Source organism: Salinifilum ghardaiensis (assembly GCF_054491345.1).
The window spans coordinates 2,811,964-2,835,415 of the sequence record NZ_CM137101.1 but is presented as its reverse complement, the minus strand read 5'-3'; the positions used below and the strand labels follow the sequence as shown (position 1 = coordinate 2,835,415).

Genomic DNA, 23,452 nt, shown 5'->3' with positions numbered 1-23,452 from the left:
TTCCCATGCGGGGTGGGCGGTCGGAGCAGCTGGGAGCTGCCGTGTCGAGATGGGGAGCTTGCAGCTACTCCGCAACGCAGTCGTCCGATGACCCGCCAAAGACGTCTTGGTGCTCAGCCCGGCCCCAGCGACCGGTGCAGGAAGTCCACCTGCATGAGCAGCAGCTGCTCCAGGGTGGACTCGTCGGTCGGCATGTGCGTCACCCCGGGCAGCGGCAGCAGGGCGTGCGGACGCGCCGCCGCCGTCAGCGCGCGCGACAGGCGCAGCGCGTGCGCGAAGGCCACGTTGTCGTCGACCGTGCCGTGCACGATCAGCGTCGGCCGGGTGAGCTCGCCGGCCTCCCGCAGCAGCGAGTTCGCCTCGTACACCTCCGGGTGCTCCCGCGGGTCGCCGAGGTAGCGCTCGGTGTAGTGCGTGTCGTAGAGGCACCAGTCGGCCACGCCGGCCCCGATCACCGCCGCGTGGAACACGTCCGGCCGCCGCAGCACGCCGAGCGTGGCGAGGTAGCCGCCGAACGACCAGCCGCGGACGGCCACGCGCGCCAGGTCGAGCTCGGGGTGCTGCTCGGCCGCCGCGTGCAGCGCGTCGACCTGGTCCTGCAGCGGCGGGCCGGCGAGGTCGCCGGAGACGGCGCGGTCCCACGCGGGGCCGCGCCCGCCCGTGCCGCGCCCGTCGGTGACGAGCACCGCGAACCCCTGGTCGGCGAACCACTGCGAGGTGAAGTAGCCCTGCTGCTGGGCCAGCACCCGTTGCGCCTGCGGGCCGCCGTAGGGGTCGACCAGCACGGGCAGCGGCCCCTCGGCGCGGTCCTGCCCGCTCGGCAGCAGCAGCGCGCTGCGCAGGTCCCGCGCACCGAGCCGCAGCAGGTTCACCCGCAGGCCCATCCGCGGGGCGTCGGCGTGGTTGGCCAGCGTGGCCACCTCCGCTGCGCCGCGGTACGCGGTCGTGGTGGTGCGCGGCGCGTCGATGCCGCTGCGCGCGATGACGGTGACGTCACCGGCCCGCGTGCCGCCGTGCACCCCCGGCTCGCGGGTGAGCCGTTCCGGCCCGTCGGCGGTGACCCGGTACAGGTGCACTTCGGCCGGGTCGTCCTCGGATCCGGCGACGAGCACGTCCTCGTCCACGTCGATGATGCGGTGCACCTGCAGTGGTGCCGCGGTCCAGGCCTCGTCGCCGACCACGAGGCGGTAGCAGTCACCGTCGGCGGCGATGCGCACGAGCCGGCCGTCGGGGGTCCACGCGGGCCAGCCGATCTTGATCTCGACCCAGTGCTCGTCCGTGTCCCGGTGGATTTCGCGGGTCTGCCCGGTGTGCGGGTCGAGGGCGAGCACGAGCTGGGTGCGCTGGTCGCGCGTCTGCACCGCCAGCAGCGGGGGGCCGTGCGGGGACCAGTGCGCGGCGACCAGGTACGGGAAGTTCACCCGGTCCCAGCGGACGTCGACGTGCCGTCCGTCCAACCACAGCACCGCGGCGCGCACGTCGGCGTTGGCCGTGCCCGCGGCCGGGTAGCGCACTTCGCGGGGCGGTGCGGCCGGTTCGGTCGGGTCGGCCAGGTACCACCGGTCCACCGGGGTCTCGTCCACGCGGGTGGCGAGGATCGCCTCGCCGTCCGGGGACCACCAGTACCCGCGGGAGCGGCGCATCTCCTCGGCCGCGATGAACTCCGCGTAGCCCCACGTCGCCGCGTCCTCGGCGGGGGAGAGCGCGCGGTCGACCGATCCGTCCACTGTGGCCACGTGCAGGCGTCCGCCGCTGAGGTAGGCGAGGCGGCTCCCGTCCGGGGACGGACGCGGGTCGGCCGCGTCGGTCGAGCGCACGACCGGACGGGTGCTCCCGCTCGGCAGCTGCGTGGCGAAGACGTCGCCGGAGAGGGCGAACACGGCGAGGCCGCCGCGGGAATCGGTGGCGTAGCCGGTGATTCCGGTGGCCCGTTCGCGTGCGCGCTCCCGCCGCGCCTTCTCGGCCTCGGTGGGTTCGTCGTCCCCCTGCAGCGCCGCCGGGTCGGCGAGGACCCGTTCCGCGCCGGTGTCCAGGTCCAGGGCCCACAGCGCGTTGCTCCGATCGGTGGGGCCGTGCGAGCGCAGGAAGACCACGAGGTCCGCGGCGGGGCAGACCGTGCTGGTGCGCGGGGCTCCCAGCGTGAAGCCTTGGGTCCGCGCGCTGTGACGGGGAAACGACTCGGACGCCATACCGAAAGCCTGCCAGGTCCGCTCCCCGCACCGACACGCAGGTGTTCACTCGTCCGCGTCGCAGTCCGGGTGCTGCGCGCGTCGTGCACGGGGCGTCACGATCGGTGCGGAACAATCACGCGCGGTGTGTGCAGCGGACCGGAGGCGAGCGGTTGTCCGCCGGGGCGGGCGAGCGGTGCTGCGAGCGGCTCGGCGCCGACTGCCGCGGCGCGGGCGTGCGCGCTCCGCGCGCGCCGGGGAGGGTGGGGCCGAGCGGCGCGGCGACCGCGCCGGGAACCGTCCGGCCGGGGTGGTGCGGATGCTCGCCCTGGTGCTTCCACTGGTGCTGGTGAGCGCGGCGATGACCGGGGACTCGAACGCGACCTACCACAACGCCGGGGAGACCCCGGGGGCCGATCCGTTCGTGCTGCACGATCCCGCCAGCGGCTACTACTACGCCTACTCCACGACGGGAGCCGACCCCGGCCACCACTTCGCCGTCCACCGCTCGCCGGACATGGCGACGTGGCAGCGGCTGCCCGGCGGGGCCCTGCCGGCGGACGCGCAGCAGTGGGGCCGCGACTGGTTCTGGGCGCCGGAGGTCTACCACAACACGGGGACGGGCAAGTACTTCCTGTTCTACTCCGCCCGGCTGCGCCGCGACCTCGCTGCCGAGCACTTCCGGTACGCGGACTTCGAGGAACCGAGCAAGCTCGGCGTGGCCGTGGCGGATTCCCCGGCGGGACCGTTCCGGCCGCTGGGCGACGGGCCGCTGGACTACCGCCCGTACGACCCGGACTACCACGACGTCAACCTCATCATGGACGAACCCGAGCGCAAGCCGCCCGAGACCCTCGAGGAGGGCCGGACGGCCCCGCTGGGCACCTACGTGCCCACGATCGACCCGACCCTGCTGTTCGACGACGGGCGCATCTACCTGTACTTCTCGCGCAACGCCTACCGCAACTGGGTCTGGGACCACGACCTCGGCAAGTACGTCGAGGAAGCGGGCATCTACGCGGTCGAGCTCGACCCCGCCTTCTGGAACGACCCCACCGGCACCACGCCGCCGCGGATCGCCGACGCCTACCGCGACGCCAACGGCGCGCCGGGCGACCCCGTCCGCAAGGACGGCTTCACCCCGGTCCTCGACTACGGCGGCGACGAGCAGGCCTGGGAGAACGCCCACGTCCACGACTACGCCGACAGCGGCGGGGAGAAGAAGGACCGCCGGTGGGAGGAAGGCCCGAGCGTGGTCAAGGCGCGCACGCGCGAGGGCCGGCCGCTGTACTTCCTGACCTACTCGGCCAACAGCTACGCGGGCCCGCACTACGGCGTCGGCTACGCCGTCGCCGAGCACCCGCTGGGCCCGTGGCGCAAGAGTCCGGACAACCCCGTGCTGCGCACCGATCCGGACATGGGCATGTTCTCCACCGGCCACGGCAGCATCAGCGCGAGCCCCGACGGCACCGAGTTGTTCTACCTCCACCACGGGCGGCCGGACATGGACTCCGATCGGCGCCTGTACACCGAGCGGATGAGCCTCGATCCGGACCGAGCGCGGCTGGCGATCCACCAGTCCACCTCGGACGAACCGCTGCCGTCCGGTGTCGCGCCGTTCGCGCTGCGCGCGGACACCGCGGTGGTCGAGCCCGGCGGGGGCGGCGCCACCGTGGGGGTGGAGGTGCGGGCGGCCTCCGGCGCTGCGATGCCGCTGGAGCACCCGGCGAACCGGGTCGTGGCCGAGGTGTCCCCGGCGTCGGTGGCCAGCGTCGAGATGCGCGCGGGCCGCGCCGTGGTGCGCGGCCTGCGCCCCGGCGCGGCGGAGCTGGTGTTGCGCTACCAGCGGCGCACCGCCGACGGGCGGTTCGTCGACGTGGTCAACCGCGCGCCGGGGGCTCCCGGCGGGACGCGGCCGGTGCGGACCACCGTGCTGATCGACAACACCGGTGCGGCCGGCCGGAGCTGAGCCCGCCGCGGAGCGGAGGCGGACGTCGCCGATCCGGGCAGCGGTCTATCACCACAGCAGTTAATATTCGCAAAATCAGTGAGAGTCAGTTCGCGACCGGGGCGTGGCGCACGTCGGTCAGCTCGCGCATGCCGGCGATCAGCTCCTCGTCGACCTCCCCGCTGAGCAGGATGTGGTCGAAGCGGCCGACGGGGGCCAGCTGGTGCAGCGCGGCCCGGCCCACCTTGCTGGCGTCCATCATGAGCACGGTCCTCTCGGCCGCGTCGAGCATGGCGCGCTTGATCAGCACGACCTCCTGCTCCTGGTGGAAGGTCATCTGCCCGTTCATCCCCGAGGTGGACTGGAAGGCGATGTCCACCGAGAACGTGTTGACCATCTCCTTGCAGGGCAGCCCCAGGTAGGAGTCGTGCGTGCGGGAGTACTCCCCGCCGAGCCCGATGAGCCGGATGTCGGGCTCCTGCCGCAGCGTCTCCGCCACTTGGCGGTAGTTGCTGACCACGGTGAGCGGGCCGACGTCGGGCAGCAGCCGCGCGAGCGCCAGCGCGGTCGTGGAGTCGTCCAGCAGCACCGACATGCCGGGGCTGACGAACCTGATCGCCTCCCCGGCCAGGGCCTCCTTCTCCCGCGTGCGCGTGTGCAGGCGGAAGTCGGAGCTGCTCTCGAACACCGTGGAGGGCTGGGCCGACACGCCGCCGTGGTACTTGCGCAGCAGTCCGCGCGTGACCAGGTCGTCGATGTCGCGGTGCACGGTCATCAGGCTGACGCCGGTCAGCGTCGAGAGCTCGGTCGCGCTGGCGAACCCCTGCCCCAGCACGTGGTCGACGATGCGCTGCTGGCGGGCGAGGCGCGGTGACTGCTTCTTCGGTCCGGAGCTCATGCTTTCATCTTCTCTCGCACGTCGTGGTCGTCCACGTGCGGGCACGTCGGCGCGTCGTCGCATCCCATGAATTATCAGGAAGGTAGTGACTAATAAACAAGAACATGTTAATTTTCTGGCATCGACGTGATGTGGAGGGACGGCATGGCCCAACCGGACCGGGGGGTCGAGGGCGCGGCGGAGGCCGGTCGGCTCGCGGGGACGGCGGAGGAGTTCCGCGCCGTGGTGTTCGACATGGACGGCGTGCTCGTGGAGAGCGAACACCTCTGGGAGCGCATGTGGGCGCGGTTCGCCGCTGCGCGCGGCAAGGAGTGGACCGCCGAGCAGACCCGCCAGGTGCAGGGGATGAGCGCGCCCGAGTGGGCGGCGTTCCTGACCGAGTTCAGCGGCGCCGGCGACAGCCCGGTCGACACCGAGCGCGCGGTCGTCGACGACATGATCGCCGCGCTCGACGGCGGGGAGGTCGAGCCGCTCGCCGGAGCGGCCCGCATGGTCGCCGAGGTGTCCGAGGTCGCGCCCATCGCCCTGGCCTCCTCGGCGCCGCGGCGGCTCATCGACGCGGTCCTGGTGCGCAACGGGCTCGAGGAGCGCTTCAGCGCCACCGTCTCCAGCGCGGAGGTCGCGCGCGGCAAGCCGAACCCCGACGTGTACCTGGCTGCCGCCGAACGGCTGGGCGGGTTTCCCGAGCGGTGCCTGGCGGTGGAGGATTCCAGCAACGGCCTGCGCGCGGCGGCCGCGGCCGGGATGACCGTGGTGGCCCACCCCAACCGGGACTACCCGCCGGCGGAGGACGCGCTGGCCGGGTCCGCCTACACCGCGGGCTCGCTCGACGAGGTGCGGCACTACCTGGTGGGGGCGCTGGCGCAGCCCACCCGCGGCTGACCGCACCCGGGCGCGGCGGCACGTACGAGACGAAGGAGTCGGCATGAGTGAACTTCTCGCCGCGGGCGACCACTTCGTGTCCCCGGGGGTGTTCCTCGACGCGATCGAGCGGGAGCTCGGCCAGCAGGCCCCGCCCGGTCGCGAACTGCAGCTGCCCTGGCCGGTCGAACCGTTCGGCCCCGTCGGCAACGTGTCCGAGGCCAGCGGGACCGAGCAGCAGCTGCTCGGCGCGCTGGACGGCGTCGAGGTCGTCGCGACCCAGATGGCGCCCTTCACCGGGGAGGTGCTGCGGGCGTGCCCGCAGCTGAAGTTCCTCGGGGTCTGCCGCGGTGGTCCCGTGAACGTCGACCTGGACACCGCGACCGAACGCGGCGTGGTCGTGAGCTACGCCCCCGGGCGCAACGCGGCGGCCGCCGCCGAGTTCGCCGTCGGCATGATCCTGGCCGCGCTGCGGCACATCCCGCGCTCCGACGCCGAGCTCAAGGCCGGCAACTGGCGCGGCGACTACTACGCCTACGACAACGCGGGCATCGAGCTGGCCGGCAGCACCGTCGGCCTGGTCGGCTACGGTGCGATCGGGCGGATCGTGGCGCGGGCGCTGCGCGCCTTCGACGCCGAGGTCCTCGTGCACGACCCGTTCGTCAGCGACGCGGACGCGGCCGCCGACGGCGTGCGGGCGGTCTCCCTGGAAACGCTGCTGCGCAGCAGTTCCGTGGTGAGCCTGCACGCGCGGCTGACCCCGGAGACGGAGCACCTGCTCAACGCGGACAACCTCGAGCTGCTGCCGGAGGGGGCGGTGCTGGTCAACTCCGCGCGGGGCGGGCTGCTCGACTACGCGCCGCTGCCGGAGATGCTGCGGTCCGGGCACCTGGGGGCGCTGGCCGTGGACGTCTACGACATCGAACCGCCGCCGCGCGAGTGGCCGCTGTTCGACGCGCCGAACGTGATCACCACCCCGCACCTCGCCGGGGCCACGCGGCAGACGGCGCACCGCGCCGCCGAGATCGTCGCCGCCGACGTGGCCCGCTTCGTGCAGGGGGAGCGGCCGCGGTTCGTGGCCAACCCCGGGGTCCTCGAGCGGATCGGGGACGAGCGGGCATGATCATCGGGGTGGACGTGGGGACGTCGGTGACCAAGGCGTCCCTGCTGGGCAGAGACGGCTGCGCGCGGGTGGCGCGCAGCGTGCGCAGCACGGTGCACCGGTTGCCCGGCGGTCGCGTCGAGCAGGACCTCGACGAGGTCGTGCGCTCGGTCGTCGACGTCGTCCGCGAGGTCAGCACCGCGGCGGCCGAGATCGGCGAGACCGTGGAGGCGCTCGCCCTGACGGGGCAGGGGGACGGCCTGTGGTTGCGCGACCGCGACGGCGAGGCCGTCGGACCTGCGATCTCGTGGATGGACGGCCGCGCCGCCGACGTGCTCGACCACTGGCACGCCTCCGGCGTCACGCAGCAGGTGTTCGCCCGCACCGGCTCGGGCATGTTCCCCGGGGCCCACGGTCCGCTGCTGGCGCACCTGGCCGAGACCGAACCGGAGCGGCTCGACCGCGCGGCCGTGGCCGGCTACTGCGTGGACGCGATCGTGCAGCGGTTCACCGGGTCCGTCACGGTCGACGCCTCCGACGCGTCGATGCCGTTCCTCGACGTGGCCGCGCGCACCTACTCGGACCAGGCCCTGGCCGCCTGCGGGATCGAGCAGTACCGCCACCTGCTCGCCGACCCCGCGCCCGCCGGCACGCTGCACGCGCTCAACGCCGAGACCGCGCGGCTGCTCGACCTGCCGGCGGGCCTGCCCGTCTCGGCCGGACCGTTCGACCTGCCCGCCTGCGCGTTCGGTGCCGGGATCAGCGGTTTCGGCGACGGAACGCTGGTCATCGGCACCACTCTCGGTTGCCAGGTGCTGCGCGACGAGGTCGTCATCGATCCGCGCGGCGAGCCCGCCGGCATGTACCTGGCGACGCCGTGGCCCGCGCAGTACCTGCGGGTGATGCCCGCGATGGTCGGCACGGCCAACCTCGACTGGGTGCTGCGCATGGTCAACTCCACCGTGGACCGCCTGGACGAGATGCTGGCGGCGAGCTCGCCCGGGGCGGGCGGGGTCTCGGCCCTGTCGTTCCTGTCGACCTCCGGTGAGCGCGCGCCCTTCGTGGAGCCGCACGCCCGCGGGCAGTTCACCGGTCTGTCGCTGGACACGACACCGGCTGATCTCGTGCGGGCGATCTGCGAGGCCGTGGCCTACGCCGCGCGGCACAACCTGGAGTCCGCCGGCCTGCACGGCACCGTCTCCGCCTGCGGCGGCGGGGCGCGGTCGAGCGGCTGGAGCCAGATCTTCGCCGACGTGCTGGGCCAGCCGCTGCACGTGCCGGACGAGGAAGGCGTCGGGGCGCGGGGTGCGGCGCTGGCCGCGTGGGAAGCCCTCGGCGAGCCGATCGACCGGCAGGAGTGGGCCGCGGCGCGGCACGAGATCGCACCGAACCCCGAGGCCGCCGAGTTCTACGAGCGGGGCTACCGCGAGTACCTGGCGAGCCTGGAGCGCGCTCGGCCGCTGTGGCAGGCCGCAGCTCCCAGCACGTCCCTGGGGACTCCCGTGTAGCAGAAGGTTCCGCAACCACCACCGCACCGACAACGATCCGAGCCGCCCGCTCGTCGACAGCGCGGGCGCGTTCGGCTGGCGAAGGAGAACGCGAATGACTCGCCTGCATGACGATCCCTCGTCGTTCGCAGAGGACATGACCGCTGGTTTCGTCGCCGCGAACCCGCACTACGTGCGCCAGGTCCCCGGCGGTGTGGTGCGCGCGCGGCGCGGCCGCCGGGGCAAGGTCGCCGTGGTCACCGGCGGTGGATCCGGGCACTACCCGGCGTTCTGCGGCGTGGTCGGACCCGGTTTCGCCGACGGCGCGGTGATCGGCAACATCTTCACCGCACCCTCGGCCGAGGACGCCCACTCGGTCGGCCGCGCGGTCGACAGTGGGGGCGGTGTCATCTTCTCCTTCGGCAACTACGCCGGGGACAACATGAACTTCGGGCTGGCCGCGGAACGGCTCGGCCGGGAGGGGATCCGCGCGGAGAACCTCGTCGTCACCGACGACGTCGCCAGCGCACCCGCCGGCGAGGCCGAGCGGCGCCGCGGCGTGGTCGGCGACTTCGTCGTGTTCAAGATCGCCTCGGCCGCCGCCGAGGAGGGCTACTCCTTCGACGAGGTCATGCGCGCGGGCAGGCACGCCAACGCGCGCACCCGCAGCCTCGGCGTGGCCTTCGACGGCTGCACCCTGCCGGGGCAGGACGCGCCGCTGTTCGAGGTCCCCGCCGGGCGGATGGGACTGGGCCTGGGCATCCACGGCGAGCCGGGGGTGTCCGAGACCGACATGCCCTCGGCCGCCGAGCTGGCGAAGGTCCTCGTCGACGGGCTGCTCGAGGAGGCCCCGGTGCCGGCCGACGGCACTCGCCCGCGAGTGGCCGCGATCCTCAACGGTCTCGGCGCGACGAAGTACGAGGAGCTGTTCGTCGTGTGGCGCACGGTCGCGCGGCTGCTCGACGAGGCCGGTGTCGAGGTGGTCGCGCCCGAGGTCGGCGAACTCGTGACGAGCCTGGACATGGCCGGGTGCTCGCTCACGCTCACCTGGCTGGACGAGGAGCTGGAGCGCCTCTGGCACGCGCCGGTGGACACCCCGGCCTACCGCAAGGGCAGCATCGCGCCCGCCGACCTGGACGCCGCGGAGGAGCTCGACGCCCCGGAGAGCGTCGAGACCGCCGCGCCGCCCCGCGCGGCGGGGCCGGACGGCCAGCGCACCGCGCAGCAGGTGGTGCGCGCGCTGCGCGGGGTGGCCGAGGAGCTCGACCGGGAGTCCGACCGGCTCGGCGAGCTCGACGCGATCGCCGGGGACGGCGATCACGGCCGCGGGATGTCGCGGGGCAGCGCAGCCGCTGCGGAGGCCGCTGCGGAGACCGCCGGGCGGGGAGCCGGTCCGGCCGACGTGCTCGCGGCCGCGGGTGACGCGTGGGCCGGACGAGCCGGCGGCACGTCCGGAGCCCTGTGGGGAGCGGCCCTGGCGTCCTTCGGGGGGAACCTCCCGGACGACCGCGCGGTCACCGCGGCCGACCTGGGTGCGGCGGCCGGCGCGGCCGCGGACGCGGTGCGCCGGTTGGGAGGTGCCGAGCCGGGGGACAAGACCCTGCTCGACGCCCTCCTGCCGTTCGTCGAGAGCCTGCGCTCGGACGAGTCCGCCGCGGATCCGTGCGCGCTGTGGAGCAGCGCGGCCGAGACCGCCGCGCGGGCGGCCGAAGCGACCGCGGAGCTGGTGCCGAAGACCGGGCGGGCCCGCCCGCTGGCCGAGCGCAGCCGTGGAACACCGGACCCGGGCGCCACCTCGCTGGCGATGGTGGTGACCCGCGTGGGCGCGGTGCTGCGCGAATCCGATCCGGTTGCGTGAACCGGTGATCTCGAACGAAAGGTGCGAAGTGATGAGTGCTGGAACGTGGCGCATCGTCGTCGGCTCGGACGACGCGGGCATGGACTACAAGGACGTGCTGCGCGAGGACCTGCGCGCCGACCCGCGCGTCGCCGAGGTCACCGACGTCGGCGTCGGTTCGGACGAGCACACGGCCTACCCGCACGTGGCGGTGAACGCCGCGCGCGTGGTGGCCGAGGGCGGGGCGGACCGCGCGCTGCTCGTGTGCGGCACGGGACTGGGCGTGGCCATCAGCGCGAACAAGGTCCCCGGCATCCGCGCGGTGACGGCCCACGACAGCTACTCCGTGGAGCGCGCCGTGCTGAGCAACGACGCGCAGGTGCTGTGCTTCGGGCAGCGGGTGATCGGCCGGGAACTGGCGCGTAAGCTCGCCGCGGAATGGCTGGACCACCGCTTCGACGAGGCGTCGGCCTCGGCGAGCAAGGTCGCCGCGATCAGCGCCTACGAAGCGGAGTCGCACCCTGCGTAGGACCGAGGAGGACCAGGTGTCGGGCAGCTCCGGTTGGACTGAGCAGCGCGCGGAGGTCATCGCGATCTGCCGCCGGATGACCGCGGACGGCCTCGTGGTGGGCACGTCCGGCAACGTCTCCATCCGGTGCGGCGATCTCGTCGCGGTGACTCCCTCCGGTGTGGACTACGACGAGCTCACCGTCGAGGACATCCCGCTGGTCGACTTCGACGGCAACGTGGTCGACGGCCGGATGAAGCCCACGTCGGAGCTGCCCATGCACCTCACCGCCTACGCGCGGCACGAGGCCGGTGCCGTGGTGCACACGCACTCGCTGTACGCCACGGCGCTGTCGCTCGTGCGGGACGAGGTCCCGGCGGTGCACTACCAGCTCGCCGAGTTCGGCGGAACCGTGCGGGTGGCCGACTACGCCACCTACGGTTCGGCCGAGCTGGCCGATGCGATGTCGCGGGCGCTGAGCGGCTCGGCCGGCTGCGTCCTGCGCAACCACGGCACGATCACCCTCGGTTCCACCCTGCGCAGCGCCTACAACCGCGCTCGCCAGCTCGAGTGGCTCTGCCAGGTGTGGCTCACCGCCCGCCAGGTCGGCGAACCGCAGCTGCTCAGCTCGGACGAGATGGCCCGCGTGGCCCAGCGCCTGACGACGTACGGCCAGCGCTGAGCCCGGAGCCGCCGCTGCCCGGGGTCACACCGGGCAGCGCGCCGCGGCGGGCAGTTTGCCCTCGGAGTCGTTCGGCCACTGGGCGGGTTCGGGACCGAGCTCCACGAGCTGCTGCACCTGCTGCACGCACCAGGGGGAGACCGCGGTGCGGCCGGCGAGCACGTCGGCGGTGAACTCCTTCCAGTCCACCCAGCGGACCTCGGCGACCTCCTCGGGGTTCGGCTGCGGATCCTCGTGCGCGCGCGCCACGTACACCGGGCAGATCTCGTTCTCCACGAGGCCGTTGTCCATCACAGCGCGGTAGCGGAACTCGCTGAGCACGACGTTCGGAGCGGAAACGGCCAGGCCCAGCTCGTCGCCGAGGCGCCGTTCGATCGCTTCCGGCACGGGTTCCGCGGGGGAGGGGTGGCCGCAGCAGCTGTTGGTCCACACGCCGGGCCACGTGAGCTTGTGGTCCGCTCGCCGGGTGAGCAGGAATTCGCCGCGCTCGTTGAACACGTAGCACGAGAAGGCGAGGTGCAGCGGCGTCTCCTGGTGGTGGACGGTCGCCTTGTCCTCGACGCCGATGGCCGCTCCGGCGTCATCGAGCAAAACCACCTGTTCCACGAAAGTCCCTCCTCGCCTCGAGCTGTTCGGTCGCCTGCGCGGTGTGCGCGGCGTGCGCAAGAATAGCGGTTCGTCAGCGGGCGGGTACAGCACGTGGCCGATCGGGGGAGCGTCCGATGAGGTGAGTGGAGGGGTGGAGGGGTGGAGGGGTGGAGGGAGGGACCTCCGCCTCCCTCCACCCGCCCGCAACGGCCCGTCCGCGGAGTCTCCGCGTCCTCCGCGCTCCTGGTGCGGAGCTACACCAGGATGCCGGCGATCGCGGCGCTGAGGAGGTTCGCCAGCGTTCCGCCGAGGATCGCGCGGATCCCGTACTGGGCGATCCAGCTGCGCCGCTGGGGGACGAGCCCGCCGAGTCCGCCCAGCAGGATGCCCAGCGAGCCGACGTTGGCGAATCCGGTGAGGGCGAAGGTGATGATCGTGGCGCTCTTCTCGCTGAACTGGTCGATCTGCGGTCCGAAGTCGGCGAACGCCACGAACTCGTTGAGCACGATCTTCTGCCCGAGGAAGCCGCCCGCGGCGATCGCCTCGTCCCACGGCACGCCGATCGCGCTCATCACCGGCGCGAAGATGTAGCCGAGGATCTGCTCCAGGGTGAGGTCCGGTGCGCCGAACCACCCGCCGATGCCGCCGAGGATGAGGTTCATCAGCGCCACGAGGGAGACGAACACGAACAGCATCGCGCCGACGTTCAGCGCCAGCCGCAGCCCGTCGAGGGCGCCGGCCGCGGCCGCGTCGATGACGTTGCGCGGTTTCTGCTCGGCCTCGGTGTCCTCGCCGGGTTGCCGGTCGGTCCCCGGGGAGCCCTGCGACTCCTCGTCCGGTTCGGAGCCGTCCGATTCGGACCCCTCGGAGGTGTTCCCTCCCGCGCCGTCGGAGCCGGACTCCGCGCCGTCGGAGCCGTTGCCGCCGTGCTTTTCGAGCACGCGGTCGCTGCGCGGTTTCTCCGTCTCCGGCATGATGATCTTGGCCATGAGCAGGCCCGCCGGTGCGGCCATGAAACTGGCGGCGATGAGGTGCTCCAGGCGCGCGCCGAGCAGGGCGTAGCCCACCATCACAGTTCCGGCTACAGTGGACAGCCCGCCCACCATCACGGCGAAGAACTCCGAACGCGTCATCCGGCCCAGGAACGGCCGGATGACCAGGGGGGCTTCGGTCTGCCCGAGGAAGATGTTGGCGGTGGCGTTGAGCGATTCCGCGCGCGTCGTCCCGAGCACCTTCTGCAGCCCGCCGCCGATGATGCGCACGACCCACTGCAGGATGTTCCAGTGGTACAGGATCGCGCTCAGCGAGGCGACGAAGATGATGACGGGCAGCACCTGGAAGGCCACGACCGTCTCGCTGGGATCCTCGGGCATGACCGGCCCGAGGAGGAAGTCGATGCCCTCCCGGGTCGAGTTGATGACCTGGCGAAAGCCGTCGGCCACGGTCGCGAGCACCTGCTTGCCCACGTCCCAGCGCAGCACGATGACGGCGAAGACGATCTGAATGGCCAGCGCGCCCAGGACCGTGCGCGGCCGGATCGCGCGTCTGTTGGTGGACAGTGCGACCGCGAGCAGCAGCACCACGAGAATGCCGCCGATTCCCCACAGGACTTGCACGGGATTTCCGCCCTCCCTGTTTCTGTGGAACCCGCCCGGTATCGGGTGTGAGCAGTTCGACCACGGGATGTTGTCATCCCGCACCGAACACCACCACACCGGGAGGGCGCAACGCGCCCGCTGCACCGGCGTGCGCTGCGCGCGCGCCGCGAACGTTATCGATCCGTTTCCGCAGCGGAGCCGATTCCCGCGCGCGGTGGCGCGGTGGTTCCGCCCCGCGTTGTTCCGGAATGCTGCGATTCCGACCGCGGGGTGCGGAACGGTGCCTCCGGGATTTCCGCCGTTCCCCGACACCGGTTCCCGGCCACCGGTTCCCGACCGGACCGGGCGGTGCCGGTCCGCGGTGCTGGTGCGCCGCGCCGGCCGCCAGGGCGTCGCGCGGACCGGCCGGTCGCCGAGCGCGGATTCCTCCGGTCGAGGGGTGTGCGCGGCGAATTCACGCCAGGGAGCCCGTTGTGCCTTGAATGCCGGGTTGAATCGCGGCCGTGATCGTCCGCGGCGAGGGCGGACGCGCGAGGACGAGGGGGCATGACGTGCGGTGCGAATCGCGGTGGTTCCGCGCGCTGGCCTGCGGGTTCGCCGTCGCTCTGGGAGCGGCGGGTTCCGCCGGGGCGGCCGCGGCGGAACCGGTGGTGCACTACGCGGCGCTCGGGGATTCCTACGCCTCCGGGGTGGGCACGGGTGAGTACGACCCGGACAGCGGCGACTGCAAGCGCGGGCCGCTGGCCTATCCGGAGCTCTGGGCGCAGCAGCACGATCCCGCCGAGTTCGACTTCGTCGCCTGCGGCGGTGCGACCACCGACGACGTCACCGGCGCGCAGCTGTCCGCGCTGGACGAGGCGACGACCCTGGTCACGGTCTCCGTCGGCGGCAACGACATCGGTTTCGGCGAGATCGTCACGGCGTGCCTGCTCGGCAGCGAGGAGACCTGCGACGAGCGGGTGAGCGAGGGCGAGCAGCGGGCGCGCGGCGAGCTGCCCGCCGCGCTCGACGAGACCTACGGGGCCATCGCCGAGGAAGCGCCGAACGCCCGCGTCCTGGTCCTCGGCTACCCGCGGCTGACCGAACCGGGCGCGTGCCCGATCCCCGGCTTCACCGAGCACAAGCGCGAGCGGCTCAACGCGGGCGCGGATGTGCTCAGCGGCGTCATCGAGCAGGCCGCGCAGCGGGCCGGTTTCGACTACCTCGACGTCCGCGGCACGTTCGACGGCCACGGCGTGTGCGGCGAGCAGGAGTGGATCAACGGTCCCGAGGTGGTGGTCAGCGAGTCGTTCCACCCCAACAGCGAGGGCCACGGGAGCGGCTACCTGCCCGTGCTCGACGCGGCCGCCGGGTGACCGGTGCCCGCGGCCGGGCGTTCACCGCTCGCGGGAGGGGGCGGGACCTCCGCCTCCGCGCGGGTGCACCGCGCGGGCCTCGGCCACGAACGCGTCGATGCGGCGCGCGTGCGCGCCGCGCCAGTACACCCGCCCGCACTCCGGGCACCGGGCGAACGCCTCGTAGCAGCGCCGCGTCCCGGCCGGCAACCGGTCGGCGACCTCCTGCTTGGGCACCGGCGCGAGCTTCCCGTTGCAGGCTGTGCACCGCGTCCACGGGGCCAGCGGCGGCGCGAACCGGGTGAGCACGTCCCGCACCTGCTCGTCCGGGTGCGCGGCGTAGACGTAGGCCCCGGCCCACACGGAGCGGCGGCACAGCAGCCGCCGGTCCTGCGTGAGCACGACCCGGTGCTCGGCGCGGGAACGCGCGACGAGGTCGTCGTCGGCGGCGTCGTTGCGGTAGGACGCGTCGATGCCGAGCAGCCGCAACCGCCGCGCCAGGCGTCCCAGGTGCACGTCCAGCACGAAGCTCTCGGCCGTGGTGGACGGGCGCGGCACCGGCAGCAGCTCCACCCGCGAACCGGGGGCGGCGCGGTGGGTGGGATCCACCCGGGACCCCTCCACCCGGACGCCGCCGAGCTCGGTGGCGGGGACCCCCACCGACTCGGCCAGGTGCGCGATGGTGGCCGTGCCGTCGCTGGGCACCACCACCCGTCCGGCGCGGCGGTGCGCGGACAGGAACAGCTGCAGCTCGGGATCGACGCACAGCACGACGCTCGCGGCCACCACACCGGCCATGATGGCCGACCGCGCCGGCGCTGTCGCCGCGAGCCGGCAGCGTGGAACCGGCGGCGCGGCCCGGCAGCGCAGAACGAGCCAGGCGGGCCGAGCCGGCGGGGGCGGGCAACGGGCGCGTCGCGCTTTGCGCGTGACCATCGGCTGGCTGCATGTCCGCAGCTGGCTTCCGCCGGCCGCGCTCCGGCGGCGCGGAAGCGGCAGGCACAACAGACGTGGACGAGCCGCGCCGCCCAGGCGCTCCAGAGGGTGCGCGCGGCTGACCGGGTGGCCGGAAGGGAGAGGCGATCGATCGCCTCGGCCGCCCGTGAGAAGAGCCCGCTGACCCGGTCGGTCAGCGGGTTTTTTCGTGCGGTGCAGCCGAGCAGCTGCTCAGGGGCTGACCGGAGGAATGACCGCACGTCGTTCGCGCACCTGGAGCACTGTCGCGGCCTTCGCTCCTCCGTGGTGATCACAGCTGGGTACTGCAGCCACACGGCGTACTCAGCTGCCGGGATCGAACTGGTCGCGGCAGGCGTCGCACAAGGCTCCACCGCGGTCCGCTGGTCCTCCGCGCATCCGACACGTTCGGTCTCCCCGCGGCGTTCCGGCGATCGTCTTCGCGGCTTCGGCGGTGATCTCCGAGGTGAAGTGGTGCTTGATCACCTGACCGCCGCGCGGGGCGAGTAGACGTGGAACGTGCCAGCCGTGCGGCGCAACCCGACGCGCACCGCCGGGGATGCTGACGTGGAAGCACTCCCGGAGACGCCGCGTGGTGCGCGGGATCAGTAAAACTCGGAGCAGTTGGCGGTGGCGAACTCTCCCGATGATCCCGAGCACGAGGGTGAAAGCCCCCGCGCCCTCGCCTCGCGAGGCAACTGCACCCGGTCGCTGCCGAGCTGCTCCGGTCGGCGCACGGGACGGTCGTTCCGATCACGGGCGTTCCTCGATGGAGCTCACCGGGCGGTCGTGGTTCACTCCTCCGGGTCCGTCGCGTCCCGCGCGGCGATCTGCGATCTTGGTCGCGGGCGCGGACCGGCGCCGAGCGGGCCGAACGGAGGTACTCAGAGCACGTGCGCGGGACCGACTACTACGAGCTGCTCGGGGTGTCACCGGAGGCGAGCGCAACCGAGATCAAGTCCGCGTACCGCTCGCTGGCGCGCACCATGCACCCGGACGTCGGCGGAACCGAGAAGACCTTCCGGCTGCTGCGCGAGGCCTACGACACCTTGCGCGATCCGGCCAGTCGCGCCCGCTACGACCGGAGCCGCGGCGGGGCGGCGCCCCCCGCCCCGCGCGGCTCTGGCGAGCCCTCCGCGCCCGATGCCCGCACGTTCCCGCGCGGGGCCCGCTGGAAGCGCTCCGCCTTCGGCGAGGACCCGCGCCACGAGCCGCGGCTGCCCGATCTCGGGCCGGAGGACCTGCCCTGGTGGAACCGGGTGGACCCGCGCGATCGCGTCCGGCTGGTGCCCGCGTCCGGCCCGGACCGCGCCTCGGTGCTGGCGATGTTCGGCGCCTGGGGCCTGCTGCTGCTCACCGGGTCGACCGTGCGGCTGGGCGGGGTGCTGCTGGGTTCCTGGCTGTCGCTGGTGATCACCGCCGGAGCTGCCGTGGTGGTGATGCTGCGGCGGTACCTCCGCGCGCGCCGCGGGGAGCGGGACTTCCACGCCCGGCTCGGCGGCCAACGGGTCTTCGGGGCTCCGGACCAGCAGGACAGACGCGTCCAGGTGCTCACGGCGCACCTGTGCAAGCGGTACTTCACCCGCATGCCGGGCGCGCGGATCTTCCACGGGCTCGCCTGGCCGGGGTCGGTGTTCGCCGACGTGCCGCACGCGGTGCTGTGCGGCCGCCGCCTGGTGCTCGTCGAGCCGAAGAGCTGGCTGCCCGGGCACTACGCGATCGACGCGGACGGGTCGGTGTGGCGCAACGGCCACCGGTTCCGCGGGGGTGCGACGGCGCTCGCCGACGGGATGGCCGCCTTCGCCGACCTGCTGCCCGGCGTCCAGGTGCGGGGTGTCGCGCTGCTGTACCCGAACCGCGAGGGCGAGGTCACCGCGGAGGAGGACGCGCCGGGGAACGTGGAGCTGATGACGCCGGCGCGGTTCGTCCGCGACATCGGCGGCTGGTTGGCCGCCGATGCGGCGGCGGTGGACCGGGACGCGGTGGTGGCGGTGCTCGACCGGGTGGTCACGTGCTGATCGCGCCGCGCCCCGCTCCGGGGCCCGGCGGGGCGCGGGCGGGAGGATGGGGTCGTCGAACGCGAAGCGAGGAGGGTCAACGGTGACCGAGGGCAGTCGGCCGCAGCAGAACGTCAGCTTCCCCAGCAACGGGGGCACCGCGCACGGGTACCTCGCCGAGCCGGAGGCGCCCGGCCCCGGTGTGGTCGTCATCCAGGAGTGGTGGGGGTTGACCGACCACATCGCCGACATCACCGACCGCCTCGCGCGCGAGGGGTTCGTGGCGCTGGCTCCGGACCTCTACGGCGGGCGCACCACGCACGACCCCTCCGAAGCCGCGCGCATGATGCAGGAGCTCCCGGTCGAGCAGGCCACGCGGGACCTGTCGGGCGCGGTGGACCACCTGCTGGCGCACCCGCGGACGACGTCCGCCCGCGTCGGCGTGGTGGGCTTCTGCATGGGCGGCAAGTTCGCCATCGTGCTGGCCGCGCAGCAGGGCGACTGCGTCGGGGCCGCCGTGCCCTTCTACGGTCTGCCGGCGGTGGCGGAGACGGACTTCTCCGGGCTGACCTCGCCGATGCTGTGCCACTTCGGCGAGCACGACCGCACGATCAGCCGGGAGGCGATCGCCGAGCTGCGCGAGCACGTGGAGCGCGACTCGCCGGTGCACCCGGAGATCCACCTGTACCCGGCCGGGCACGCCTTCTGCAACGACCGCAATCCCGCGAGCTACCACGCGGATTCCGCGGGATCGGCCTGGCAGCGCACCGTGCGGTTCCTGCGCGCGCAGCTCGGCGGGTCCGAGCGGTGAGGGCCCGGTGGGGAGGACCCGCCGCGGGGACGCGCGGATCCGGTGCGCAGTGGTTCCGCGACCAGCGGTGAACGGGTCAGGGCGTGTCGAGCACGAGCGCGGAGTTGTGCCCGCCCATGCCGATCGCGGATTTGACCGTCGTCCCCGGCTGCGCCGCGGTGGGACCGGCCAGCAGGCGCTCGTGCCCGGAGGCGACGGGCCGCGGGGCCGGCAGGAGGCCGCGGTCGTGCCCGAGGGCGGAGGCCGCGAGCTCGACCGCCGAGGCCGCGCCCTGGCAGTGCCCCACGAGGGGTTTGACCGAGTACAGCTCGGCGTTCGGCAGCTGTTCGTCGGCGATCGCGGCCTCGGTGCGGTCGCACTGCGTCGTTCCGGGACCGTGGGCGTTGAGGTAGCGCACCCGCCTCGGGTCGACCGCGGCGTTGTCCAGGGCTTCGGTGAAGCAGCGAGTGATCTCGGCGCCGTTCGGGTCGATCGAGGTGACGTGGTGGGCGTCGTGGGTCATGGCCCCGCCCCGGACGTGCAGGTACGGGTTCGCCGCTCGGCGCGAGAGCACCATGCCGACGGAGGCCTCGCCCATGATGAAGCCCCGGCTCCCCTCCTGGAAGGGCCGGCAGGCCTGCAGCGGTTCGGTGTCGGTGACGGCCACGCCCAGCCGCCGGAAGTGCTCGACGTTCTCCGGGGTGATCGACAGGTCGCTGGCGAGGAACAGCACGTCGTCGACGATGCCGGCGTCCAGCCAGGCCTTGGCGGTGAGCAGCCCGGCGTTGCCCGAGGCGCACATGGCGCCGACGTTCATGGCGGGGCCGTGGAAGTCGTGCTCCTGCATGAGCGTGGAGATCGGCGTCGACGGCATGAGCGAGAGGTAGTCGCGCACCGGCAGGCGGCCGTTGCTCGTGAGGTAGAAGTCCTTCCACAGGTCCACCTCGCCGAGGACGACCGCGTGCAGCAGGCCGACGGTGCCCGTCGGCCGCCAGCCGCGGAGCCGCGCGTCCTGGACGGCCTCGCGGGCGGCGGCGCGCATGGCGCGCTGGAAGCGTCCCCGGCCGTCGGCCGGGTCGCCGCCGTCGGTGACGGTCGCGGCCCAGACGTCGTCCTGACCATCCGCGGACAGCTCGGTGTGCGGACGGGCGGCGGACTCCCCGCTGCACAGCCCGTCCCAGAGCGCCCGGGTTCCCCAGCCGTAGCCGGTGACCGCGCCGATGCCGGTGATGTCGCAGTGCTGCTTCGTCATCGGATGTCTCCTCCGTCGTCCGCTGCGCGGTGGAAGGCGGGAAGGTGCGGGGCGCGGAACGGTGAGCGGGGGAGGGGCGCGAGGCGGAGGTGGCGCCGGGGCGTGCGATCGTGCTGCTGTGTCCGCGCTTTCATCCGACGGTGACGAGGAGGTTCGCTGTTCGGACACTAAATGTGTTCGCGATCCCACGAGTATTGCCGTAATGGATTAAGATCACACAAAAAGGACGCAGGCCCAAGGTGTTGTCTTGCGCGCAACGTGTTTTTCGGGTGGCGTCCCCGGGTTCCGCCATCCGGTAGCGGGCACCGGGTGCCAGTACGGTGGGAGTCGGCGGATCCGAATGGAGTAGGAGGTCGTCGTTCCCAGCGTGACCACCGGTTTGCTCATCGGTCGGAGCGGTCGGAGGGGCCATGCAGTCTGAACCTCGGGATGCCGACCGTCTCCCGGCAGGTGACGAGCTGGACGGGGGCGTTGCGGACCGGGAATTCGTGGACCTGGCCCTCGCGCTCAACGACGCCGTCCTGTGGGTGTACGACTTCGCCCGGGACGAGGTGCGCTGGACTTCCACGGGGCTGGAGCGGTTGCTCGCCATGCCCGGCACCGCGTTCGAGCAGCAGCGTTCCCGCCTGCAGGAGCTCGCCGCCCCGCTGATCGTGTCCGCGCGCACCGCCCCCGTCTGGCGCGACCTGGAGCTGGAGCAGTCGTTCCAGGCCCCCGACGGGCGCGAGCGCGCGGTGCGCTTCCGCGCCCGCCGCTCCTGGCGCGGCGGCGAGGAGGAACTGCTCGGTGCCGTCACCGACACCTCGGAGGCGCACCAGGACCGCCGCGCGCTCGCGGATCTCGCCGAGCGCTACCGGCTGCTCACCGAGCTGACCCCGGTGGCGATCTGCGTGCACCAGGACGGTGTGGTCACCTACGTCAACTCGGCGGCCGTCCGCCTGGTCGGAGCGGAGGCGGACACCGCCATCCTCGGCCGCCCCATCAGCGACTTCATCGCGGCCCCCGCGCTGCCCGCGCTGCGCGAGCGCATCGCCGCACTGGACGCGCACGGTGAGCGGACGGAACCGACGGAAGTGACCATGCACCCCCTCGACGGCAGCACCGTGCTCGTCGAGTCGGTCTCCGTGCGCATCATGTGGCGCGGGCGCCCCGCCTACCAGGTCATCCTGCGCGACATCACCGAGCAGCGCGCCACCGAGGACCGGTTGCGGCACCAGGCCACGCACGACGAGCTCACCGGACTGCTCAACCGCAAGGGGGTCAACGACGTCCTCGCCGAGCTCACCCGCGAGCAGCGCACGCAGATCGCGCTGCTGTTCTGCGACATCGACAACTTCAAGCGGATCAACGACTCGCTCGGGCACGAGGCCGGGGACGAACTGCTGACGACCCTGGCGCGCCGGCTGGAGCGGGAGGTGCCGGAGGGCTGCTGCGTCGCGCGCATCTCCGGCGACGAGTTCCTCGTCGTCTGCCCCGAGGTCGACCCCGGTGGGGAGGAGCTCGACCGGCTGGCCCAGCACGTCTCGGCGGCGCTGCGCACCGTGGTGCCCGTGCGCGACGAGCTCATCAGCGTCTCCGCCTCCACCGGAGCCGCCATGTTCGAGGGCGGCATGACCGGCCAGGACCTGCTGCGCTACGCCGACATGGCCATGTTCCAGGCCAAGAAGCGCGGCCCCGGCCGCGTTTCCCTGGTCAATCCGGCGCTCGTCTCCGCGGCTGAGGCCCAGTTGCGCCTCGAGGGGCAGCTGCGGGAGGCGATGCGCACGGACCAGCTCGCCCTCCACTACCAGCCGATCGTCTCCACCGATGCCACCGTCGTGGAGGCCGAAGCGCTGCTGCGCTGGCCGCACCCCGAGCACGGGATGCTCACCCCCGGCACGATCCTGCCCGTGGCCGAGCAGGCCGATCTGCTGCGCGAGCTCGACTGCTGGGTGCTGCGCACCGCGCTGCGGGAAGCGGCCACGTGGCCCGCCGCCGGCGGGCAGCCACCGGCCGTGGCCGTCAACCTCGCGCAGCTGCTGCCCACCGACCCGCGCTTCGTCGAGGACGTCACCGGGATCATCGCCGAATCCGGGATCCCGCCCGACCGGGTCGTGCTGGAGATGCTCGAAACGGAGCTGGTGGAGCTCACCCCTGCGGCGCACCGCGCCATGACGGAACTCGCCGAGCACGGCGTGCGGTTCGCCATCGACGACTTCGGCACGGGGTACTCCTCGCTGGCCCGGCTCAAGGACATGCCGGCCCAAGCCGTCAAGCTCGACCGCCGGTTCGTGGCCAGCGTGGACGACAGCACCGTCGACCACGCCATCGCCCGCGCCGTCACCGACATCGCCAGCGTGCTCAACCGCACCTGCGTGGCCGAAGGCGTGGAGACGACGAGCCAGCTGCACACCCTCACCGAGCTGGGCGTCGACCTGTACCAGGGGTACCTGTTCTCGCACCCGCTTCCCGCCGCCGAGCTGCGCGCGGGGTTGCAGCGCGAATGACGAGGGGCCGCCCGCCGGGGGTCACTCGAAGGAGGCGAAGTAGGCGGCGACCATGTCCTCGTCGCCGTGCCCGGCGGCGACCGCGCGCCGCAACCGCTGGCGCGCTCCCTCGGCCAGGTCGAGCCGCAGGCCCTCACCCGCCTCGGCGATGAGGTCGGCGTCCTTGGCGGCACCGCTGGTGGTGAACGACGGCGCGAAGTCCTCGCCGAGGATGGCGCCGCCCTTCAGCTGCGCGTAGGGCGAATCGGTGGCGGTACCGCTGATCGCCTGGAGGAACCGCTGCGGATCAGCGCCGAGGTGCCGGGCCAGCGCGATCGACTCGCCGACGGCGTTGGTCAGCGCCAGCACCCAGTTGTTGGCCACGAGCTTGAGCCGCGTTCCCGCGGCTCCCGCGGCGTCCTCGCCGAGCCAGAGCGTCCGTTCGGCCATCGCGTCCAGCACCGGGGCCACGCGTTCGCGGACAGCGGGGTCGCCGGCGGCGAGCGCGACGAGCGTGGCCTGCTCGGCAGGTTTGCGCGTGCCCAGCACGGGCGCGTCGACGAGCGAGCTGCCGGCGATGCGCGCGACCTCGCGCATCCCGCTCAAGCCGATCGTCGCCATCTGCAGCCAGATCCCGTCCTCGTCGAGGGCCTTGTACGCCGGTTCCGCCGCCCGCACGGTCGTCCCGGCGTCGAGCAGCATCGTGATGAGGACGTCGGCCCCGCGGGCCGCGCCCGCGGGGGTGTCGGCGACGTGCGCACCGTGCGCGGCCAAGTGCTGGGCCTTGCTGCTCGTGCGGTTCCACGCGCGCACGTCGAAGCCCGCGGCGAGCAGGTTGCGGGCCATGGGTTCTCCCATGGTCCCGGTGCCGAGGAAGGCGATGGTGGTCATGGGATTCCTCTCGAACACGACGGGCTCCCGGAGGCTGCTGCCCGAAGCGTGCGGTGCACGACTCGCGGCAGGAGACCGGGCATCGCTCCTCC

18 protein-coding genes are annotated in these 23,452 nt (G+C 73.1%); 11 read left to right on the top strand and 7 right to left on the bottom strand.

Annotated elements, in window-relative coordinates; translation table 11 throughout:
• Positions 1-113: 113 nt before the first annotated feature.
• The gene (locus tag ACVGV0_RS12960; RefSeq protein ID WP_459155929.1) at positions 114-2,189 is read right to left on the bottom strand and encodes a S9 family peptidase; all 2,076 of its coding nucleotides are present in this window, start codon (positions 2,187-2,189) and stop codon (positions 114-116) included.
• 298 nt (positions 2,190-2,487) lie between these two features.
• Between ACVGV0_RS12960 and ACVGV0_RS12955 the strand changes: the two genes are divergently transcribed.
• On the top strand, positions 2,488-4,137 hold the full coding sequence (locus ACVGV0_RS12955) for a family 43 glycosylhydrolase (RefSeq protein ID WP_459155928.1): 1,650 nt from the start codon (positions 2,488-2,490) through the stop codon (positions 4,135-4,137).
• An 85-nt stretch (positions 4,138-4,222) separates the two neighbouring features.
• Here ACVGV0_RS12955 and ACVGV0_RS12950 read toward each other — a convergent pair whose 3' ends face one another.
• Complete coding sequence (locus ACVGV0_RS12950; protein ID WP_459155927.1) at positions 4,223-5,014, bottom strand: DeoR/GlpR family DNA-binding transcription regulator; 792 nt, start codon at positions 5,012-5,014, stop codon at positions 4,223-4,225.
• A gap of 144 nt (positions 5,015-5,158) precedes the next feature.
• On the opposite strand from ACVGV0_RS12950, the gene ACVGV0_RS12945 reads away from it, so the two are divergent.
• From ACVGV0_RS12945 to ACVGV0_RS12920, 6 genes are all read left to right on the top strand, one after another.
• Positions 5,159-5,896 carry an HAD family hydrolase gene (locus tag ACVGV0_RS12945; protein ID WP_459155926.1) on the top strand — a complete coding sequence of 246 codons (738 nt, stop codon included), beginning with the start codon at positions 5,159-5,161 and terminating at the stop codon, positions 5,894-5,896.
• 43 nt (positions 5,897-5,939) lie between these two features.
• Positions 5,940-6,998 (top strand): 2-hydroxyacid dehydrogenase, encoded by a 1,059-nt coding sequence (locus ACVGV0_RS12940; protein ID WP_459155925.1) that lies wholly within the window; start codon positions 5,940-5,942, stop codon positions 6,996-6,998.
• Positions 6,995-8,485, top strand: a complete 1,491-nt coding sequence (locus ACVGV0_RS12935; RefSeq protein ID WP_459155924.1) for an FGGY family carbohydrate kinase — start codon at positions 6,995-6,997, stop codon at positions 8,483-8,485. Before ACVGV0_RS12940 ends, ACVGV0_RS12935 begins: the two co-directional genes overlap by 4 nt.
• Positions 8,486-8,579: 94 nt before the next feature.
• Positions 8,580-10,322, top strand: a complete 1,743-nt coding sequence (locus ACVGV0_RS12930) for a dihydroxyacetone kinase family protein (protein ID WP_459155923.1) — start codon at positions 8,580-8,582, stop codon at positions 10,320-10,322.
• A gap of 31 nt (positions 10,323-10,353) precedes the next feature.
• A complete protein-coding gene (locus ACVGV0_RS12925) occupies positions 10,354-10,830 on the top strand; it encodes a ribose-5-phosphate isomerase (RefSeq protein WP_459155922.1) in 477 nt (158 codons plus the stop codon).
• A gap of 16 nt (positions 10,831-10,846) precedes the next feature.
• Positions 10,847-11,491, top strand: coding sequence for a class II aldolase/adducin family protein (locus tag ACVGV0_RS12920; protein WP_459155921.1), 645 nt, complete (start codon positions 10,847-10,849; stop codon positions 11,489-11,491).
• A 24-nt stretch (positions 11,492-11,515) separates the two neighbouring features.
• Here ACVGV0_RS12920 and idi read toward each other — a convergent pair whose 3' ends face one another.
• Together idi and ACVGV0_RS12910 are read right to left on the bottom strand one after the other, a co-directional pair.
• Positions 11,516-12,097, bottom strand: coding sequence for an isopentenyl-diphosphate Delta-isomerase (gene idi, locus ACVGV0_RS12915; RefSeq protein WP_459155920.1), 582 nt, complete (start codon positions 12,095-12,097; stop codon positions 11,516-11,518).
• Positions 12,098-12,333: 236 nt separating this feature from the next.
• The gene (locus tag ACVGV0_RS12910; protein WP_459155919.1) at positions 12,334-13,695 is read right to left on the bottom strand and encodes a NupC/NupG family nucleoside CNT transporter; all 1,362 of its coding nucleotides are present in this window, start codon (positions 13,693-13,695) and stop codon (positions 12,334-12,336) included.
• 533 nt (positions 13,696-14,228) lie between these two features.
• On the opposite strand from ACVGV0_RS12910, the gene ACVGV0_RS12905 reads away from it, so the two are divergent.
• The gene (locus ACVGV0_RS12905) at positions 14,229-15,032 is read left to right on the top strand and encodes an SGNH/GDSL hydrolase family protein (RefSeq protein ID WP_459155918.1); all 804 of its coding nucleotides are present in this window, start codon (positions 14,229-14,231) and stop codon (positions 15,030-15,032) included.
• A gap of 21 nt (positions 15,033-15,053) precedes the next feature.
• Here the strand turns inward: ACVGV0_RS12905 and ACVGV0_RS12900 are convergent, their stop codons facing one another.
• Complete coding sequence (locus ACVGV0_RS12900) at positions 15,054-15,800, bottom strand: Mut7-C RNAse domain-containing protein (protein ID WP_459155917.1); 747 nt, start codon at positions 15,798-15,800, stop codon at positions 15,054-15,056.
• Between the two features lie 1,058 nt (positions 15,801-16,858).
• Here ACVGV0_RS12900 and ACVGV0_RS12895 point away from each other — a divergent pair.
• Positions 16,859-17,983 carry a J domain-containing protein gene (locus tag ACVGV0_RS12895; RefSeq protein ID WP_459155916.1) on the top strand — a complete coding sequence of 375 codons (1,125 nt, stop codon included), beginning with the start codon at positions 16,859-16,861 and terminating at the stop codon, positions 17,981-17,983.
• A gap of 82 nt (positions 17,984-18,065) precedes the next feature.
• A complete protein-coding gene (locus ACVGV0_RS12890; protein WP_459155915.1) occupies positions 18,066-18,773 on the top strand; it encodes a dienelactone hydrolase family protein in 708 nt (235 codons plus the stop codon).
• A gap of 76 nt (positions 18,774-18,849) precedes the next feature.
• Here the strand turns inward: ACVGV0_RS12890 and ACVGV0_RS12885 are convergent, their stop codons facing one another.
• The gene (locus tag ACVGV0_RS12885; protein WP_459155914.1) at positions 18,850-20,004 is read right to left on the bottom strand and encodes a beta-ketoacyl synthase N-terminal-like domain-containing protein; all 1,155 of its coding nucleotides are present in this window, start codon (positions 20,002-20,004) and stop codon (positions 18,850-18,852) included.
• 410 nt (positions 20,005-20,414) lie between these two features.
• Here ACVGV0_RS12885 and ACVGV0_RS12880 point away from each other — a divergent pair, with 410 nt between their 5' ends.
• Positions 20,415-22,490 (top strand): putative bifunctional diguanylate cyclase/phosphodiesterase, encoded by a 2,076-nt coding sequence (locus ACVGV0_RS12880; RefSeq protein WP_459155913.1) that lies wholly within the window; start codon positions 20,415-20,417, stop codon positions 22,488-22,490.
• A 21-nt stretch (positions 22,491-22,511) separates the two neighbouring features.
• On the opposite strand, the gene ACVGV0_RS12875 is transcribed toward ACVGV0_RS12880, so the two are convergent.
• Positions 22,512-23,360, bottom strand: coding sequence for an NAD(P)-dependent oxidoreductase (locus ACVGV0_RS12875; protein WP_459155912.1), 849 nt, complete (start codon positions 23,358-23,360; stop codon positions 22,512-22,514).
• Positions 23,361-23,452 lie beyond the last annotated feature (92 nt).

Bases quoted from the DNA above. Each gene is read 5' to 3' on its own strand.
- ACVGV0_RS12960 (WP_459155929.1), bottom strand. From the start codon at position 2,189: ATGGCGTCCGAGTCGTTTCCCCGTCACAGCGCGCGGACCCAAGGCTTC.
- ACVGV0_RS12955 (WP_459155928.1), top strand. From the start codon at position 2,488: ATGCTCGCCCTGGTGCTTCCACTGGTGCTGGTGAGCGCGGCGATGACC.
- ACVGV0_RS12950 (WP_459155927.1), bottom strand. From the start codon at position 5,014: ATGAGCTCCGGACCGAAGAAGCAGTCACCGCGCCTCGCCCGCCAGCAG.
- ACVGV0_RS12945 (WP_459155926.1), top strand. From the start codon at position 5,159: ATGGCCCAACCGGACCGGGGGGTCGAGGGCGCGGCGGAGGCCGGTCGG.
- ACVGV0_RS12940 (WP_459155925.1), top strand. From the start codon at position 5,940: ATGAGTGAACTTCTCGCCGCGGGCGACCACTTCGTGTCCCCGGGGGTG.
- ACVGV0_RS12935 (WP_459155924.1), top strand. From the start codon at position 6,995: ATGATCATCGGGGTGGACGTGGGGACGTCGGTGACCAAGGCGTCCCTG.
- ACVGV0_RS12930 (WP_459155923.1), top strand. From the start codon at position 8,580: ATGACTCGCCTGCATGACGATCCCTCGTCGTTCGCAGAGGACATGACC.
- ACVGV0_RS12925 (WP_459155922.1), top strand. From the start codon at position 10,354: ATGAGTGCTGGAACGTGGCGCATCGTCGTCGGCTCGGACGACGCGGGC.
- ACVGV0_RS12885 (WP_459155914.1), bottom strand. From the start codon at position 20,004: ATGACGAAGCAGCACTGCGACATCACCGGCATCGGCGCGGTCACCGGC.
- ACVGV0_RS12880 (WP_459155913.1), top strand. From the start codon at position 20,415: ATGCAGTCTGAACCTCGGGATGCCGACCGTCTCCCGGCAGGTGACGAG.
- ACVGV0_RS12875 (WP_459155912.1), bottom strand. From the start codon at position 23,360: ATGACCACCATCGCCTTCCTCGGCACCGGGACCATGGGAGAACCCATG.